17 protein-coding genes are annotated in these 16,203 nt (G+C 70.9%); 11 read left to right on the top strand and 6 right to left on the bottom strand.

The genetic code is table 11. The features are described 5' to 3' along the window. The 5 genes from Q1N79_RS11775 to Q1N79_RS11755 form a co-directional block, all read left to right on the top strand. On the top strand, positions 1-1,702 hold a 1,702-nt coding region (locus tag Q1N79_RS11775), incomplete at its 5' end, for a DNA polymerase (protein ID WP_300608244.1). A gap of 97 nt (positions 1,703-1,799) precedes the next feature. Next, positions 1,800-2,501 (top strand): UMP kinase, encoded by a 702-nt coding sequence (gene pyrH, locus Q1N79_RS11770; protein WP_300608241.1) that lies wholly within the window; start codon positions 1,800-1,802, stop codon positions 2,499-2,501. 59 nt (positions 2,502-2,560) lie between these two features. After that, positions 2,561-3,661: a MoxR family ATPase gene (locus Q1N79_RS11765; protein WP_300608238.1), complete on the top strand. Its 1,101-nt coding sequence runs from the start codon at positions 2,561-2,563 to the stop codon at positions 3,659-3,661. Then, positions 3,658-4,863 carry a VWA-like domain-containing protein gene (locus tag Q1N79_RS11760; protein ID WP_300608236.1) on the top strand — a complete coding sequence of 402 codons (1,206 nt, stop codon included), beginning with the start codon at positions 3,658-3,660 and terminating at the stop codon, positions 4,861-4,863. The genes Q1N79_RS11765 and Q1N79_RS11760 overlap by 4 nt, the downstream gene beginning before the upstream one ends. 150 nt (positions 4,864-5,013) lie before the next feature. Beyond that, on the top strand, positions 5,014-5,835 hold the full coding sequence (locus tag Q1N79_RS11755) for an SAM-dependent methyltransferase (RefSeq protein WP_300608234.1): 822 nt from the start codon (positions 5,014-5,016) through the stop codon (positions 5,833-5,835). Positions 5,836-5,889: 54 nt separating this feature from the next. Here Q1N79_RS11755 and def read toward each other — a convergent pair whose 3' ends face one another. Further along, positions 5,890-6,426: a peptide deformylase gene (gene def, locus Q1N79_RS11750; RefSeq protein WP_300608231.1), complete on the bottom strand. Its 537-nt coding sequence runs from the start codon at positions 6,424-6,426 to the stop codon at positions 5,890-5,892. Positions 6,427-6,571: 145 nt separating this feature from the next. On the opposite strand from def, the gene Q1N79_RS11745 reads away from it, so the two are divergent. Beyond that, positions 6,572-7,003: an Hsp20/alpha crystallin family protein gene (locus Q1N79_RS11745; RefSeq protein WP_300608228.1), complete on the top strand. Its 432-nt coding sequence runs from the start codon at positions 6,572-6,574 to the stop codon at positions 7,001-7,003. Between the two features lie 94 nt (positions 7,004-7,097). Next, positions 7,098-7,478 (top strand): MerR family transcriptional regulator, encoded by a 381-nt coding sequence (locus Q1N79_RS11740; RefSeq protein ID WP_300608225.1) that lies wholly within the window; start codon positions 7,098-7,100, stop codon positions 7,476-7,478. Here the strand turns inward: Q1N79_RS11740 and Q1N79_RS11735 are convergent. Together Q1N79_RS11735 and Q1N79_RS11730 are read right to left on the bottom strand one after the other, a co-directional pair. Next, the gene (locus tag Q1N79_RS11735; protein WP_300608222.1) at positions 7,441-9,336 is read right to left on the bottom strand and encodes a propionyl-CoA synthetase; all 1,896 of its coding nucleotides are present in this window, start codon (positions 9,334-9,336) and stop codon (positions 7,441-7,443) included. The two genes, Q1N79_RS11740 and Q1N79_RS11735, sit on opposite strands and share 38 nt — an antisense overlap. A 55-nt stretch (positions 9,337-9,391) precedes the next feature. Beyond that, complete coding sequence (locus tag Q1N79_RS11730) at positions 9,392-10,195, bottom strand: methyltransferase domain-containing protein (protein ID WP_300608219.1); 804 nt, start codon at positions 10,193-10,195, stop codon at positions 9,392-9,394. Between the two features lie 369 nt (positions 10,196-10,564). Here Q1N79_RS11730 and Q1N79_RS11725 point away from each other — a divergent pair, with 369 nt between their 5' ends. The 4 genes from Q1N79_RS11725 (at position 10,565) to Q1N79_RS11710 (ending at position 13,365) form a co-directional block, all read left to right on the top strand. Next, positions 10,565-10,879 carry a hypothetical protein gene (locus Q1N79_RS11725; protein ID WP_300608216.1) on the top strand — a complete coding sequence of 105 codons (315 nt, stop codon included), beginning with the start codon at positions 10,565-10,567 and terminating at the stop codon, positions 10,877-10,879. Between the two features lie 1,138 nt (positions 10,880-12,017). Then, positions 12,018-12,377, top strand: a complete 360-nt coding sequence (locus Q1N79_RS11720) for a class I SAM-dependent methyltransferase (RefSeq protein WP_300608213.1) — start codon at positions 12,018-12,020, stop codon at positions 12,375-12,377. A 74-nt stretch (positions 12,378-12,451) separates the two neighbouring features. Beyond that, positions 12,452-12,769 carry a hypothetical protein gene (locus tag Q1N79_RS11715; protein ID WP_300608210.1) on the top strand — a complete coding sequence of 106 codons (318 nt, stop codon included), beginning with the start codon at positions 12,452-12,454 and terminating at the stop codon, positions 12,767-12,769. Further along, positions 12,766-13,365 (top strand): hypothetical protein, encoded by a 600-nt coding sequence (locus tag Q1N79_RS11710; RefSeq protein WP_300608208.1) that lies wholly within the window; start codon positions 12,766-12,768, stop codon positions 13,363-13,365. Before Q1N79_RS11715 ends, Q1N79_RS11710 begins: the two co-directional genes overlap by 4 nt. 15 nt (positions 13,366-13,380) lie before the next feature. On the opposite strand, the gene Q1N79_RS11705 is transcribed toward Q1N79_RS11710, so the two are convergent. From Q1N79_RS11705 to Q1N79_RS11695, 3 genes are all read right to left on the bottom strand, one after another. Further along, positions 13,381-13,635 carry a hypothetical protein gene (locus tag Q1N79_RS11705; protein WP_300608205.1) on the bottom strand — a complete coding sequence of 85 codons (255 nt, stop codon included), beginning with the start codon at positions 13,633-13,635 and terminating at the stop codon, positions 13,381-13,383. A gap of 802 nt (positions 13,636-14,437) precedes the next feature. Then, positions 14,438-15,043 carry a hypothetical protein gene (locus tag Q1N79_RS11700; RefSeq protein ID WP_300608202.1) on the bottom strand — a complete coding sequence of 202 codons (606 nt, stop codon included), beginning with the start codon at positions 15,041-15,043 and terminating at the stop codon, positions 14,438-14,440. 167 nt (positions 15,044-15,210) lie between these two features. Continuing rightward, positions 15,211-16,155, bottom strand: a complete 945-nt coding sequence (locus Q1N79_RS11695; RefSeq protein WP_300608199.1) for a DMT family transporter — start codon at positions 16,153-16,155, stop codon at positions 15,211-15,213. Between the last annotated feature and the right edge of the window lie 48 nt (positions 16,156-16,203).

Genomic DNA, 16,203 nt, shown 5'->3' with positions numbered 1-16,203 from the left:
CACGGCCGCGGTGGCCATGGGGAACGCCGCGTGGACGGGTCCGGTCAGCGAGGTCGCGGCCGCGGACGACGCCCTGCGGCCGCGGTGGGTCACCTGGTCGCAGGAGACAGCGCAGCGGCTGGTGGCCGCGGACGTGCGGCTGGCGACCTGCTGGGATGTCGCGGCGGTGCACCGGCTGCTGTACGGCGGATGGCGCGCGGACCCGGGCTGGGCGTGGGCGCACTTGCGGGGGCTGCCGCCCGGCGGGGTGCCCGCGGCGGGGCTGCCGCGCTCCCCCGGCGAGGCCGACCTGTTCGACGCGGCCAGCGAGTACGCGACCGCGCGGGCCGGCCCAGCCGGCTCGGGCGGGGACGCGGCCGACCCGGTCGGCCCGGACGGCTACCTGCGGCCGGAATGGACCCGCGGCGGGTGGGCGGCGAGCCCTGCCAGGCTCCTGGCGTGGGCGCGGCTCGCGCGGGAGGCGGCGGAACTGCAGGGCGCCGCCCTCGCGCGGGCAGACGGCGGCGGCCGGGCAGCGGCCACCGCGCGTTCGGAATCTACCGCCGAATTGCTGTGCGCTGAGCTTGCCGCCGACGGGCTGCCGGTGGACAGGGCCGCCGCCGAGCAGGTGCTGGCGGGGATCATCGGGCCGCGGCCGCGCGGCGAGGCGGAGGCGGCCGCCATGCGCGCGGCACGGGACGGCGAGGTGCTGCGGTTCGCGCCGGCCGGGGTGACCGCCGACCTGCGCAGCCCGGTCCAGGTGCGGTCGCTGCTCGAGGCGGCCGGCGTCGACGTGCCGGACACCCGGGCGTGGCGGCTTGCGGAGTTCCGTGCCGCCAGCCCGCTGGTGGCGGCGCTGCTCGAATGGCGCAAGGCGGAACGGATCGCCACCACGTACGGCTACGCCTGGCTGGACGAGCACCTCGGTCAAGACGGGCGGCTGCGCGGCGCGTGGACCGGCGCCGACGGGGCCGCCGGCCGGATGACCGCGTCCAACGGCCTGCACAACATGCCCGCCGCCATGCGCCGCGCCGTGATCGCGGCTCCGGGGCACGTCTTCGTCCGGGCCGACCTCGGGCAGATCGAGCCCAGGGTGCTCGCCGCCGTGTCCGGTGACCCGTCGCTGGCCGCGGCGACCGACGACGACGACCTGTACCGTCCGGTGGCGGCGCAGCTTGGGGTGGACAGGCCGACCGCGAAGGTGGCGATGATCGCCGCGATGTACGGACAGACGACCGGACACGGGGGCCAGGCGGGGCGGCGGATGCGGGCCGCGTACCCGGTCGCGATGGCCTACCTCGACGCGGCGGACCGCTCTGCCCGGGACGGGCGCGACCTGCGCACCTACGGGGGACGGCGGATCCCGACAGCCGGCGGGGCGGCCCCGGCGGCCCCGGCGGCCCCCGCCGACGCGGCGCGGACCGCGGCCCGCGGGCGGTACGGGCGCAACGCGCTGATCCAGGGCGCGGCGGCCGAGCTGTTCAAGATGTGGGCCGTCACCGTGCGTGCCAGGGGGCTCCCGCTGCACGCCCGGATCGTGCTCTGCCTGCACGACGAGCTGCTCGTGCACGTGCCATCCGAGCACGCGGAGCCGGCGGCGCGGCTGGTCGGCGACTGCCTGCAGGAGTCGGCGGGCCGCTGGGCGCCCGGCGGGCAGGTCCGTTTCATCGCCGACATCAGCGTGGTCCGCAGCTGGGCGGACGCGAAGGCAGCAGGGAACTGACCGGCCAGGCGCGGGGATCGCGCCGGGTTTGGTAGCGTGGCGGGCAGACAACACATGGCCGGGAGGGGGCTTGACATTGCCGCGGTATCGCAGGGTGGTGGTCAAGCTCAGCGGAGAAGCCTTGGCCGGCCCCGCCGGGACAGGTGCCGACCCCGCGAGTCTTGCCCGCGTCGCCGACGAGGTGCTATCGGTGCACCATCTAGGCGTCCAGGTGGCGGTCGTCGTCGGCGGCGGGAATTACTTCCGCGGGCGGATGGCGGAGGGCTGGGGTATCAGCCGGGCCGAGGCCGACAACATCGGCATGCTGGGCACCGTGATGAACGCGCTGATGCTGCGCGGGGCCCTGACCGCCAGGACGGACACCGACGTGCGGGTGATGACGGCGGTGCCGATCCACAGCGTCGCGGAGCCGTTCATCCGGCTGCGGGCCATGCACCACCTGGACCGGGGCATGATCGTGCTGCTGGCCGGCGGCATCGGGCAGCCGTACGTGACCACGGACTACCCGGCGGTGCAGCGCGCGCTTGAACTGGACGCGGACGCGCTGCTCGTCGCCAAGCAGGGCGTCGACGGGGTGTACGACTCCGACCCCAAGGTCAACCCGGACGCGGTCCGCTACACCTCGCTGACGTATGACGAGGCGATCGCGGCCGGCGTGCGCGTGATGGACACAAGCGCGTTCGTGCTTGCCAACGAGCAGGGGCTGCTCATGCACGTGTTCGACGTCGCCGCTATCGGCGTCATGCGCGGCATCTGCGAAGGGGCCGAACTCGGCACGAGGATCACCGCCAAGGACTGACGGGTCGCGAGCCGGCTGGGTTTGTGCCAACAAGAAAGAAAGGGCCGCACACTGGAAGCATGAGCGTGCAGGACGGGAACGCCGCCGCGGAGGCACTCGGGGTCGCGGTGGCGGCCAGGGTGCCAGTTCTGCTGTGGGGCGCGCCCGGCACAGGCAAGACGTCCGCGATCCGCGCGATGGCGGAGTCGATGGGCCTGCCGTGCGAGACGGTCATCGCCTCGATCAGGGAGCCCTCGGATTTCGCGGGCCTGCCGGTCGTCACGGGCAACGCGGTCCGCTTCGCCCCGCCGCTGTGGGCGACACGGCTCGCCGCGGCCGGCACCGGCGTGCTGTTCCTCGACGAGCTGTCGACGGCGCCGCCCGCCGTGCAGGCGGCGCTGCTGCGGGTGGTCCTCGAGCGGACCGTCGGCGACCTGACCCTGCCTGCCGACGTGGCCGTCGTCGCGGCCGCGAACCCGCCGGAACAAGCGGCCGACGGCTGGGACCTGTCCGCGCCGCTGGCCAACCGGCTGTGCCACCTGAACTGGGAGACGACGCCGCGGTCCATCGCCGACGGGCTGGCGGGCGGCTGGGCCGCGCCGCAGGTCCCGCTGCTGCCCGTCGGCTGGGAAGCCGGCGGGCCGCTGCACAAGGGCATCGTCGCCGCCTTCTTGCACGTCCGCCCCGCGCTCGCGATCGCACCGCCATCGACCGCGAGCGAGGCAGGGCGCGGCTGGCCGAGCCCGCGCACGTGGGAGATGGCGGCCCGGCTGATGACCGCGACCGACGCCGCCAGGGCCAGCGACCAGGCCAGGTCCGCCCTGGTCCGGGGCGCCGTCGGCGACGGGGCCGGCGTTGAGTTCCTCGCCTGGCTGGTGGAGATGGACCTGCCGGACCCGGAGGAGGTGCTGGCGAACCCCGCGTCGTTCCGGCTGCCCGAGCGCGGCGACCGCGCCTACGCGGCGCTCGCCTCGATCACTGCCGCGGTCGCGGCCGAGCCGACACCGGAACGGTGGACCGCGGGCTGGCAGGTGCTCGGCGGCTGCGCGGCGGCCGTGCCCGACATCGCCGCGACGGCCGCCCGCGTGCTGGCCAGGTGCCGCCCTGACGGCACGCCGCTGCCCGCGGAGATCACGCTGTTCGCCCCGGTGCTGCGGGACGCCGGGCTGCTGGCGCCATGACGAGCGACCACGCCGGCCTGGGCGGCCTGGGCGCCCTGGCCGCCGCCCGGCTGTGGGCCGCGGCCCGGTTCCCCTACCTGGCCAGCGGGCTGTTCGGCGCCCAGGTGACGGCGATGCCCGGGCTGGGCTCCGTCGCGATCGACCCGCGCTGGCGGCTGTACGCCGACCCCGACCTGCTCACTGGCTGGACGCCCGCCGAGCTCGGCAGCGTGCTCGTGCACCACGTGTGCCACCTGCTGCGGGAACACCCGCAGCGGGCCGAAGCGTCCGGGGTCACCACGGAGGACTCCGCTGAGTGGATACGCGCCGCCGACGCGGAGATCAACGACGACCTGATCCCGGCCGGGCTGGAACTGCCCGCCGACCCGGTGCAGCCGAAGGACTTCGGCGCCGAGCCGGGAAAGCTGGCCGAGGAGTACTACGCGCTGCTGAAGCGCCAGCTGCTCCGGCCCGGCGCCGGCCCTGGCCCGGGGAGATGGCTGGATTGCGGGAGCGGCGCGGACGGGCTGCCCCGGGCCGGCGAGGAGCCGGGCGGGCTTGACCCGTGGCTCGCGGACCTGCTGCTGCGGCAGGTCGCGCAGGAGATCATCAGGCACAGTGAGAGCATCGGGACCGTGCCGGCCGGGCTGCTGCGCTGGGCGCAGGAGCTCCTGGCGCCCACGGTGGACTGGCGCAGGCTGCTCGCCGCCGAACTGCGGCGGGCGATCGCGGACGTCACCGGCGCGGTCGACTACTCCTACCGGCGGCCGTCGCGGCGCGCCGCGGCGGTGAGCGGGGTGGTGCTGCCGGCGTTGCGCCGGCCCGTGCCTGAGCTCGCCGTGGTCTGCGACACCTCGGGCAGCATGAGCGACGAGCTGCTCGCGATGGCCCTGGCCGAGGTAGAGGGCCTGTTGCGCGCGCTGGGGATGGCCCGGCGGCTGCGCGTGCTCGCCTGCGACGCGGCGGCCGGGCCGGCGCAGCGGGTCAGCTCGGCGCGGCAGGTGGAGCTGACCGGAGGCGGCGGCACGGACATGGGCGCCGGGATCGCCGCGGCGTACGCGCTGCGACCGCGCCCGGCTCTGACGGTGGTGCTGACCGACGGGCACACGCCGTGGCCGCGCGTCCCGCCGAAGGGGATGCGGGTGGTGGCCGGCCTGCTCGGCGACCGCGCACCCGACGCGCCCGGCTGGGCCCGCTCGGTGCGGGTACCGCGGTCCGCGTAGCGGCTGGGAGCCGGATCCGGACATGCCGCGCGCCCGCGCCGCGGGTTCGGCGATCATCTCTTACCGAGACGCCGCCGCCAGGAGCCGGTGACCGGATGCGGCATATGCTGTGGTTTGCGGCTGAGGTGGAACCTGAAAGGAGAGCGCGCGGTGGCAGCGGACGGGCCTGAGGGGGGCGTGTCGCGCGGGCTGGATACGAGTGTGGCGCATCCGGCTCGTGTCTACGATTACTGGCTGGGCGGCAAGGACAATTTCGCGGCCGACCGGGCCGCTGCCGAGGCGGCCATGGCCGCCAACCCGCTGATCGTTCCCGGGGTCAGGGCGAACCGGGCGTTCCTGGTGCGGGCGGTGCGGTTCCTGGCCGGGGAGGTCGGCATCCGGCAGTTTCTTGACATCGGCACTGGGCTGCCGTCGGCGGACAACACCCATGAGGTGGCTCAGGCCATCGCGCCGCAGTGCCGCATCGTCTACGTGGACAACGACCCGATCGTGCTGCGGCATGCGGAGGTGCTGCTGACCAGCACCCAGGAAGGTGCGACCACGTACGTTGAGGCCGACGCGCGCGATCTGGACGCGATCGTGCGCCAGGCGGCGCAGACGCTGGATTTCGGCAGGCCGGTCGCGGTGATGCTGCTGGCGATCTTGCAGAACATCGCCGATTCCGACGACCCGCACCAGGTCGTGGCCCGGCTGATGAGCGCGCTAGTTCCGGGCAGCTGGCTAGTGCTTTCTCATCCGGCCAGTGATATTCACCCGGAGATCATGGCGGAGATGGCCAGCCGCCTCAATGACCGGCAACGGGCGGCTGAATACGTCCGGTTCCGTACCCGCGAGGAGATAAGCCGCTTCTTCGACGGGCTCGAGCTGGTCGAACCAGGGGTGGTGCAGTTGCATCGCTGGCGGCCGGCCCCCGGCGACTACGTGCCGGACCACGAGATCACCGCGTGGTGCGGGGTGGCACGCAAACGCTGAAGGCAACAGGACCCCGGGACGGGTCGCCGCGGGGATTCTTCATCGTGGCGGACGTCAGAATATGCGGTCGGTTATGGGGTGCGGGCTTTGCCGCACGGGTCCGGTCCAGTCCGCTTCCCTGATCGCCTTCATGGCCAGCTTGCGGGTCGCCGGGTCCATCCGGTCGATGAACAGCACCCCGTCGAGGTGGTCGGTCTCGTGCTGCAGGCAGCGGGCGAGCATCTGCGTCCCCACGACCTGCACAGGGTCGCCGCGGTCGGTAAAGCCGCGCGCCACGGTGTGGAGCCGCCGCTTCACGTCGAAGTAGATGCCGGGGAAGGACAGGCACCCCTCCTCACCGTCCTGCTCCTCCCCGTCGGGAAGGTTCAGCTCCGGGTTGACCAGGTAGCCGCGCTCGTCGTCCACGGCGTACGCGAACACCCGCAGCCCGACCCCGATCTGGGGCGCGGCGAGCCCGGCGCCCTGCGCGTCGCGCAGCGTCTCGGTCAGGTCCCTGACCAGGTTGCGCAGCTGCTTGTCGAAGTCGGTGACGGGGTCGGCGACGGTGCGCAGCACGGGGTCGCCGAAGAGCCGGATCGGGCGGATTGCCATGTCGTCGAGGTTAGCCCCTGATCCCGGCCAACACATCTCGGATCAGCTTACTTGACAAGAGTCAGTCAATAAATATATAAGTTGAGTTGTAAGTTTTTTACAAGCGGAGGGTAAGGCCAAGGTGGCGCCCTCCTAGGAGGCAGCGATGTACCTGACCACTCTCGACCCGATCACGCGCGACTTCGACCGGCTCGTGCGGCGGGCCTTCGGCCCCGCCAGCTTCGGCACCGCCTTCGCCCCGGCCCTGCCGATGGACACCGTGCGGCGCGACGGCGAGCTGGTGCTGCGGTTCGACGTCCCCGGCATCGACCCGGAGAAGATCGACGTCACCGTTGACCGCGGCGTGCTCACCGTGAGCGCCACGCGCGAGGAGACCAGGACCGAGGGCGAGTCCCCGGTGGTCCGCGAGCGCCTGTTCGGCAGCTTCACCCGGCGCGTTCGCCTGTCCGAGAACCTGGACGCGGACGCGATCGAGGCGAGCAACCACGACGGCGTCCTCGAGATCCGGATCCCGGTCCGCGAGGAGGCCAAGCCCCGCAAGATCGAGGTCGGCACGGCCAAGGAGCTGGCCAGCTAATCAGGCCGGGCAGCGACGAGCGGCCGGCGGGGCGACGAGCACCGCCGGCCGCTTACGATCGTGCCGATAGGTGAGCCGCGGGAGGTGAGACATCATGGAGCCGTTTGAGGACGAGAACATCCCGCTGTTCACGGTGGGGCAGGTCGCGCAGATGCTCGCGGTCAAGCAGGCCTTCCTGCGCCGCGTCGACGAGCTCCGGGTGGTCTCGCCGCAGCGCTCGGCAGGAGGCCAGCGCCGCTACTCCCGGGTGGAGATCCGGATCATCCGGCAGGTCGTGACGATGGCCGACGAGGGCATGACGATGCCCGCCATCCGGCGGATCATGGAGCTGGAACAGGAGCTAACCGAGGTGCGGCGGCAGCGCGACGCAATCGCCGCGCGGCTCGCCGAGGTGGCGGCCGAGCGGGACGGGCTGGCCCGGCGGCTGAGCAGGTGGCTCAGGACAGGCGGCCCGGATCGTTCTGGAGAAGAATAGGACGAAGCCCGTCGAGGACAGCGGTGTCGTCGATAGTCGAAGGCACCGGCTCGTCCTTGCCGTTGGCGATCCCGCGCATGGTCTTGCGAAGGATCTTCCCCGAGCGGGTCTTCGGCAGCCCGGGTACCACATCGAGCCTGCTCAGCGTCGCGATAGCGCCGATCCGCTCGCGGATCATCTGGGCGAGCTCCGCCGCCAGCGCGTCCGGGTCGGCCGTGACGCCGGCCTTGAGCACGACGAAGCCGCGCGGGACCTCGCCCTTGAGCTCGTCGTTCACCCCGAAGACCGCGCATTCGGCGACCACGGGGTGGCTGGCGAGCACCTCCTCCATCTCGCCGGTGGACAGCCGGTGCCCGGCCACGTTGATCACGTCGTCGGTGCGGCCCATGACGTACAGGTAGCCGTCAGCGTCGCGGTAGCCGCCGTCGCCGGTTAGGTAGTAGCCCGGGTACCTGCTCATGTACGCGTCCACGAAGCCCTCGTCGTTGTGCCACAGCGTGGGCAGGCAGCCGGGTGGCAGCGGCAGCTTGATGACGATCTGACCGGTCTGGCCGGCCGGCAGCTCGTTCCCTTCCTCGTCGAAAATCCGCACGTCGTAGCCGGGGGCGGGCATGGTCGGCGAGCCGGGCTTGGTGACCAGCTTCTCCAGGCCCATCGGGTCGGCGGCGATCGCCCAGCCCGTTTCCGTCTGCCACCAGTGGTCCACCACCGGGACGCCGAGCAGCGCACCCGCCCAGCGGTATGTCTCAGGATCGAGCCGCTCCCCGGCCAGGAACAGGTACCGGAACCCGGCCAGGTCGTACCTGACCATGAGCTTGCCGTGCGGGTCTTCCTTGCGGATCGCGCGGAACCCGGTCGGCGCGGTGAACAGGGTCTTCACCCTGTGTTCTTCGGCTACCCGCCAGAACGCGCCCGCGTCGGGGGTGCCGACCGGCTTGCCCTCGTACAGGATCGTGGTGCACCCCGCGAGCAGCGGCGCGTAGACGATGTAGGAGTGGCCGACCACCCAGCCGATGTCGGACGCCGCCCAGAACACCTCTCCCGCGCTCGTGTCGTAGACATTGCGCATCGACCAGGCGAGCGCGACCGCGTGCCCGCCGTTGTCCCGCACGACTCCCTTCGGTTTTCCCGTGGTACCCGAGGTGTACAGGATGTAGAGCGGGTCGGTCGCCCGCACCGGGACGCAGGGGTGCGGCCTGGCCGTCGCCATGAGCTCGTGCCAGTCCAGGTCGCGGTCGCCCAGATCGGCGGCGGCCTGCGGGCGCTGCACGATGATCGTGTGCTCGGGCTTGTGCGCGGCCTCTTCGACGGCCTTGTCGAGGATCGGCTTGTACTCGATGATCCGCTTGACCTCGATACCGCAGGACGCGGTCACGATCAGCCTGGGCAGGGCGTCGTCGATCCGCAAGGCGAGCTCGTGCGCCGCGAACCCGCCGAACACCACCGAGTGCACCGCGCCGAGCCGCGCGCACGCCAGCATGGCGACTACGGCCTCGGGGATCATCGGCATGTAGATGACGACGCGGTCGCCTTTGTCTATGCCCAGGCCGTGCAGGACGCCGGCGAACCTCGCGGTCTCGTCTCTGAGCTGCTCGTAGGTGTAGGTGCGCTGGGTGCCGGTGACCGGGGAGTCGTAGACCAGCGCCTTCTGGTTCGCCCGCCCGCTGTCGACGTGGCGGTCCAGGGCGTTGTGGCAGGTGTTGAGCGTGCCGCCGGCAAACCACCGGTAGAACGGCGGGTTGCTGTCGTCCAGGATGGTTTCCGGCTCGGTGTACCAGTCGATGGCACCCGCGGCCTCGGCCCAGAAGCCGGCGGGGTCGGTGAGGCTGCGGCGGAAGACGTCCTCGTAACTGCCCATGGCCGCAGCGTAAGCCCGTTCTCTGGGCGCTGCCTAGCACCTTGGTCAGCCCGCCTTAGGGCGCCCGGCACAGGATTTCTCCGTTCACAACGGCGAACCAGCCGTCTTGGTGTGCGGCCCAGGCGCGCCATCCGGCCGCGATCTTCTCCAGGTCGTCAGCCGTGGCGTAGCCGCCGCTTACCGCCTTCGCGGCGTAGGAGGACTTGACCGTGCGGTCGGCCCACAAGCCGCCCCACCATTCGCGCTCCTCCGGCGTCGCGTAGGTCCACGTGGACGAGGAGATGGTGAGGTCGCTCAGCCCCGCCCGCCTGGCCCAGGCGTGCAGCCGGCGGCCCGCGTCTGGCTCGCCGCCGTTGCCCCTGGCGACCTTGCGGTACAGGGCCAGCCAGTCATCCAGGGCCGGGATGTCCGGGTGCCAGACCATGGCGCCGAAGTCGCCGTCCCGCACCGCGACCAGCCCGCCCGGCCTGGTGACGCGCCGCATCTCCGTTAGAGCCTTGACCGGGTCGCCGAGGTGCTGGAGCACCTGGTGGGCGTGCGCGACGTCAAAGGTGCCATCCGGGTAGTCCAGCGCGTAGACGTCGCCCGTGGTGAAGTCGAGGTTGTCCCCCCCGCCGCCGCGGGCCAGCTCGCGGGCCAGCTCGAGAACCTCCGGCGCGGTGTCGATGCCGGTCACGTGCCCGTCGGGGACCCGGCCGGCCAGGCCCGCGGTGATCGTGCCCGGCCCGCAGCCGACGTCAAGGATCCGCATGTGCGGTTCCAGGTGCGGCAGCAGGTAGGCGGCGGAGTTATCCGCCGTGCGCCACGTATGCGAGCGCAGGACCGACTCGTGGTGACCGTGGGTGTAGACGTCCGGCATCCCGCCATGCTAAGAGCCGTCTTATATCCCGATCAAATGCGTCTTGGTATGTGGACATATGGTGCTGGCTCTCAGCGGTTCCCGCCTGCGGCGTACCGGTCGGCGAGGGCGCTCCCAGGCGAACGCCTTGCCGCCGACTTCCCAGGTCCGGTGGCCGTGCCGGTGCTTGTCCTCGCCTTCGGTCACCTCAGGCAGCGCCGCGGCGAGCCGGGCTACGTCATCGAACGTCTGCACAGATTCAACGGTACGGTTCTAGCGGTGCGGTGCCCAGCCGAACGCACGCCGGCGGCCCATGCGCCCGCTTGACACCTTGGCCGCATCGTTACAGACTGCGCATCAGCGGTGGCGGTACGTTTCCGGGGGGACACCATGCACTTCGTCGTACTGGGCACCCACTCTGCCGAGGTGTGCCCTACCAGCAACGCCAAGACCAAGGCGCTGCTGCAGGAGATAGCCCCGCAGGTATCCACTCTCGCCGAGAAGCACGGCGTGACGATCGTGGCGGGGCCGTTCGCCAACCGTGAGCACACGCTCGTCGTGATCGTCGAGACAGACCGCGCCGACGCCCTCGACAGCTTCATCGTTGACAGTCGGCTCGCTCAGTGGAATCGGGTGCGCATCCTGCCCTCGGTTCCCATGCAGCAGGCCATGCAGGAGCTGCAAGAGACGGCCTCGCTGTTCTGAGGTTCGTACACTCGCTCGTGCCGCTTTCCTGGTTACGGCCGGCGCCGTCGTCGTCTGGATGCCGGTCGATGTCCGTGGTTCCCGCCTTGTGCTGGCGGGTGACCGGCACGGTGTTCAGTGTGCTGCCCGGGGGGGTGCTCCGCCTGATTCCTGGCACGGCGTTCAGTCTGCTGCGCCGACCGGTTTCCAAACACGTACACACGTATGAAGATCAGCAGGATCAGGGCGATGACGACGACGATAAACACCCATCCGTAGGGGAATGCGTGGGGAGGCACCCTCGGGAGGATCGCGACACCGGTCAGCATTACCTTGCTCCTGCCGGGCAGTTACACGTGGCCGGCTCCACGATGTCACGCTAGGTCTTCAAATACCAGGCGGCCACCACCCCGACCGTGACTCGAACACGGGACCTGCCGCTTACAACGGCAGCCGCCAGTTGGCTCTTGGCCTGCTGCGACACCTGCGCCTGACCCGTCGCCTCCGTCCCGATCGCCCTGTCCGGAATGCCCGGTTCCGGGGTTCCGGCATACCGGGCCTCTCCACCGAGGGCCGAGCCAAACCATGATGCCTCCCGTCACAAAACTGCACGCGCCGCAGCCGAACAGATTGGCGGTTCCCCGCATGCGTCAGCTCGCCGGACTGGCGCAATAATGCGCCTTCAGGTGGCGTGGGTTTCGAAGCAGACCGAGCATGTACGTACATGCCTTGCCGAAGGCCTGAGGGATCGAGACCCGCTGGGGGTCTCTGCAGTGCGCGCGCCGAGTGCGGTCATCGCCGCCGTCGTCACCCTTGCCCTTCATAGGTCTGAGCCGTCTAAAGAGTTCTGACCTGATTGCCAAGCTGTCAGAACCCAGCTGGCCGGGCATTCTCCCGGCGACTCACAGATAGGGCCGAATATTGGCTCGTCTGTGGCCGGGCAGGTTCGGCGCGAGGCGAGGGCAGGTCTGCCACTTCGGCGCGGGGCACCTTCCCGGGCTTGCCCGGGAAGGCGGGTGCCCGCAGACTGGTACCTCAGCCGGGTCCGGTGGGACCAGCGCAGCGGGGGCCTGGCGACGCAGAGGAGCGGCAAATGGCGGGGCCGGGCGCAGATTCTGCCCAGTGGGTGATGGTAGATGAGGGCTGGGGCCGTAAGGCGGTGGATTTCGCGACCCTCAGCGAGCCGGGCAACTGCCGGGAGTACGTCGCGGTGCACCACCGGCTCGGCGTCGGGGCCGGGGACCGGCTGCTCGACGTGGCGTGCGGGTCGGGGCTCGCGATCGAGCTGGCTGGCCTGCGCGGCGCTTGCTGCTGCGGTATCGACGCCTCGGCCAGGCTGGTTGCGGTGGCCAGGGACCGGAACCCCGGCTGCGACATCAGGGTCGGCGACATGCACGCCCTGCCCTGGGACCCGGCTCGTTCGACATCGTTACCAGCTTCCGGGGGATCTGGGGCACCACCCCCGGCGTGGTTGGCGAGATACACCGGGTCCTTCGCCCCGGCGGACGCGCCGGGATAACGGTGTGGGGTCACCTGAAGGTTTCACCCGGAGCCTGGGCGCTGGCACCGTTCCGTCTTGCTGCGGCGGAGAAGGTGGACAACCAGGCTGCGATGGTGTCGCTGGGCCGGCCTGGTGCGGGCGAGCACCTGCTCACCTCATACGGATTCCTCGACGTCGAGCGCCTGGACGTGCCGTTCGCCTGGGAGTTCGCCGACCCGCAGCTGTACGCACGCGCGCTGGCTTCTACCGGCCCGGCCTATGAGGCCATCCAGAACGTCGGCGAGGCCGAATTCCATCGCGCGGCCGTCGAGCAGGCCCAGGGCCAGCTGCGCGACGGCTTGCCGCTGCGGGCCGAAATCAACGTCGTCGGCTACCTGGCCCGCAAACCCGAAGGAGCAGAACGCGCATGACTGGAAGCTTTCTCGAAGAACCGCCGGCGTCCCCTCAGGTGCAGGCGCTGTACGACGAAGACCTCGCAGACGGCGGCTACGTGTGGAACGTGTCCCGGCTGTGGGCGCACCAGCCAGGCACCCTCAGGCAGCTGTTCGGGTTGATGTCTGAGGCATTCACGCCGAGCGGTCTGGCCTTCCGCCAGCGCGGGATCCTGGTGACCGCCGCTGCCTCGGCCCTCGGCGACTCCTACTGCTCGATGGCGTGGGGCGGGAAGCTGGGCAAAGCGTCGGACCCGGCCCTCGCGGCGGGAGTTCTCAGTGGCAGCGACGCCAGGCTGACGGATCAGGAGAAGGCCATCGCCGCGTGGGCGCGGAAGGTCGCCACGGACCCGAACGCCACGACACAAGCCGACATCCAGGCGCTGCGCGATTCCGGGCTCGACGACGGGCAGATCTTCGCCATCACCGCCTTCGTGGCCCTTCGCCTGGCATTTTCTGCGATCAACGACTCCCTCGGCGCCCAGCCCGACGCGCAACTCGCCCAGTCTCTGCCCCGGGAAGTCCGCCAGGCCGTGACCTACGGCCGGCCTGCAGCCCAAGCGCCGGCTGCCTGACCTGGTCCACGGCTTTCAGGCAATGTCCCGCGCGGACGCCTCGAACTGCCTGCCGTTGATGCCCAGGACCACGATGCGGCGCGGGCGAACGCGTATCCATGCCGGGCTGAACCGGAACGGGGCACCGGGCCGCCTGCCCACGTCCCCGCCGCCGTCAAGGTAGGTTCCCGCGTGGCCGCGGACTTCAAGGATGCGCGGTGACGGGGCATCGGCCACGACGGCTGCCTTCGGCCGGCGCCGGGCATCGCGGAACTTCTCCGACGCGGCCATGACCCCACGCCGGACTCCGCGCAGGCGCCAATGACCAGCGCCTCGGCGTCCGGGCCGTAGAAGACCGCGACCGGCACGAGCCTTCCAGGCCGCTGACTGTCCGGGAACTCAATCCCGGCATCGGTGAACACGCTCACGGCAAGAGCCTGTGCCTGCGGCGGGGACCCCGGGCTGAGGCTGCCACGCCAGCACCCTGCGCCGCCACGGCCTCAGTCAGCGACAGGCAACTCCCCGCCCCGCACAGACCCCATCAGCCAGCCCGTGAGTGCGGATCGCGGCACCAGAGCATGTCTCCGCGGAAGCGGGCTTGTGAATTTCCGCACAAGGCGTCTCCGCGGAAACGTCTCGGACCCAGTGGCCACCGCCATTGCCATCGGACAACGCCCTGCTCGCGGCAGATCCGGACGTCCGCGGGCGAGTAGACCGTCCGATTTGCCGACCAGTGCGCACGGGGGCGGGTGTGCGCACCCAAACCGCCCAAGGTGCAGGTCCAAGGGAGCCATTCTGGGAGCCATCGGTAGCAGATACCGAGCGACACAGGGCGACACGCCCAGACGATTCGTCCAGCTAAATGCCTCAGAGAGCGATGCCAGGCAACGTACCGCGATGGTTGAGCGGTGCCTTCTAAGCAGCGGGTCGCGGGTTCGAATCCTGCCTGGCGCACGCCTCCAAAACCCCAGCTCAGTAACCATATTGCTAGGCTGACTATTAACGCTCATGGCGCCCTCCCCCGCGTCGTGCCCGTTGCGTGCCTGCGAGTCCCGGATTCCGTCCCTCGAGCGCGCGGTCGCCGTCTGCCTGCTCAGCTCCCCGGCGACGGATCATCGGCAGCCCGGCCGCGCGGGAGAGCGGGCCGCCAGACACGGCGGCTGAAGTTACTGCGCCGCAGCGGAGCCCCTTCGGGACTGGTGGACACGAGCCCGTCGTCGCGGGGCGCAGCGCAGTCGACGACGTGCGAGGCGATGTCCGCGATGATCACCCCGGGAATGGCCACCACCCGCCGACCAGCGTTCGACTTGGGCGGTCCAAAGGCGGAGCCGCCGCCACGCTGCTCGCTTAGCGGCCCGAAGATCTGCACGGTACGGACCTGGATGTTGATATCAGAACGCCGCAGCGCCGCCCGCCCACCCCGGCGCAGACTGCCGAAGACGACGAGCAGCACCAGGGCGCGGTACCGGCCGCCGACCGCATCGGCCAGGACGTAGACCTCGCGAACCGTCAGGACTGGCCGCTCCGGTGACCTTTCCTGCCCTGCGCCTTTAATCCGGCACGGGTTACTCCGGATCAGTCCGTCATCCGCCGCAGGGTTGAAAATCGCCTTAAGCAGCCGGCAGGCCTTCAAGGGGCGCCGCTGCGCGGCGCCGCGGGCGCGCCGACGCCGGACAACAGCCGCAATCAGCCGGTTCATTCACAACGGCAGGAACGGCAGTGCGCGGGGCGATCTTCCCCGGCTCCCGATGGACCCGGCACCCGCTCGCAAGGATTCCGCGCCTGCGAGGAAGACGGGGAAAGAGCAGGACAGGACAGTCATGCGAGCGGGCCATGAGGCGAACGCGCGGATATTACGTGATCAGCTCATATCTGCCTTGCGCACTCCTGCCGGGTGTGCGGTTCGGCTCCCCTGGGCTTGCGCTGCGGCCTGCCCTGGCTGATGGCGATACCGGCGATGACGATGAGCGCACCGACGGGCTCGTTCCAGGTGATGGCCTCACCTAGCACCGCCGCGCCCAGCGCGACGCCGACCAGCGGCGTCAGGTAGGTGACGGTCGCGGCGTTGGTGGCTCCCCAGGCCGCCACGATGTTGGTGTTCCACAGGTAGGCCAGGCCCGTACCGGCCATGCCCAGCACCACGACGCTGGCGGTGACCGCTGGGCTCAGCCGGGCCGTCCCGGTGAGATACACCGGCGCCAGCGCCGCCATCACGACAGCGCCCAGGCTGACCTGCACGGTGGCGACGCTGAGGGCGGGCAGCCGGTAGGGGGTCACAAACCGGCGCAGGTAGACGAACGCCAGCCCATAGCAGAAGGTCGCCAGCAGGCAGGCAGCCTGTGCTAGTCCGTCACTGGCGCCGATCCCGCGCCACGGCCCCAGCACGACCAGCACCCCGGCGAACCCGGTCAGCAGGCCCACGATCTTGGTGCGGGAAGGCCGCTCCTCAGGCAGCGCGATCAGCGCCACCAGCACCGTCATCAGAGGGGTGACAGCGTTATAAATACTGGCAAGCCCGGAGGACACATGCTCCTCGGCCCAGCAGAACAGCGTGAACGGCACTACGCACAGCAGCATCGCCACCGCCGCCAGGTGCGCCCAGATCACTGGCTGCCGGGGCAGTGGCTGGCGGGTCATCGCGGTCACGGCCAGCAGCGTCACCGCCCCGGCGCCCAGGCGGCCCAGCACGACCTCGGCCGGTGACAGGCCATGCAGGGCGACCTTGATGAAGAAGAAGCTGGCTCCCCAGGAAAGCGCCAGCGCCGCGTACTGCGCCAGCACCCGGGGTGACGGCCAGGCCGAGGCGGTCATGAGATAGACGCCTTCCTTTCCTGCGGCGGCTCAGCCGATCATTTGCCC

This window comes from Trebonia sp., assembly GCF_030042015.1.
Taxonomy (GTDB): domain Bacteria; phylum Actinomycetota; class Actinomycetes; order Streptosporangiales; family Streptosporangiaceae; genus Trebonia.
The sequence above is the reverse complement of the archived record's forward strand: the minus strand, read 5'-3'. Positions and strand labels throughout refer to the sequence as shown.

Excerpts from the sequence above, each read along its gene's own strand:
- Q1N79_RS11700 (WP_300608202.1), bottom strand. The coding sequence starts at position 15,043 with ATGAACCGGCTGATTGCGGCTGTTGTCCGGCGTCGGCGCGCCCGCGGC.
- Q1N79_RS11710 (WP_300608208.1), top strand. The coding sequence starts at position 12,766 with ATGACTGGAAGCTTTCTCGAAGAACCGCCGGCGTCCCCTCAGGTGCAG.
- Q1N79_RS11745 (WP_300608228.1), top strand. The coding sequence starts at position 6,572 with ATGTACCTGACCACTCTCGACCCGATCACGCGCGACTTCGACCGGCTC.
- Q1N79_RS11695 (WP_300608199.1), bottom strand. The coding sequence starts at position 16,155 with ATGACCGCCTCGGCCTGGCCGTCACCCCGGGTGCTGGCGCAGTACGCG.
- Q1N79_RS11740 (WP_300608225.1), top strand. The coding sequence starts at position 7,098 with ATGGAGCCGTTTGAGGACGAGAACATCCCGCTGTTCACGGTGGGGCAG.
- def (WP_300608231.1), bottom strand. The coding sequence starts at position 6,426 with ATGGCAATCCGCCCGATCCGGCTCTTCGGCGACCCCGTGCTGCGCACC.
- Q1N79_RS11730 (WP_300608219.1), bottom strand. The coding sequence starts at position 10,195 with ATGCCGGACGTCTACACCCACGGTCACCACGAGTCGGTCCTGCGCTCG.
- Q1N79_RS11725 (WP_300608216.1), top strand. The coding sequence starts at position 10,565 with ATGCACTTCGTCGTACTGGGCACCCACTCTGCCGAGGTGTGCCCTACC.
- Q1N79_RS11705 (WP_300608205.1), bottom strand. The coding sequence starts at position 13,635 with ATGGCCGCGTCGGAGAAGTTCCGCGATGCCCGGCGCCGGCCGAAGGCA.
- Q1N79_RS11760 (WP_300608236.1), top strand. The coding sequence starts at position 3,658 with ATGACGAGCGACCACGCCGGCCTGGGCGGCCTGGGCGCCCTGGCCGCC.
- Q1N79_RS11735 (WP_300608222.1), bottom strand. The coding sequence starts at position 9,336 with ATGGGCAGTTACGAGGACGTCTTCCGCCGCAGCCTCACCGACCCCGCC.
- Q1N79_RS11765 (WP_300608238.1), top strand. The coding sequence starts at position 2,561 with ATGAGCGTGCAGGACGGGAACGCCGCCGCGGAGGCACTCGGGGTCGCG.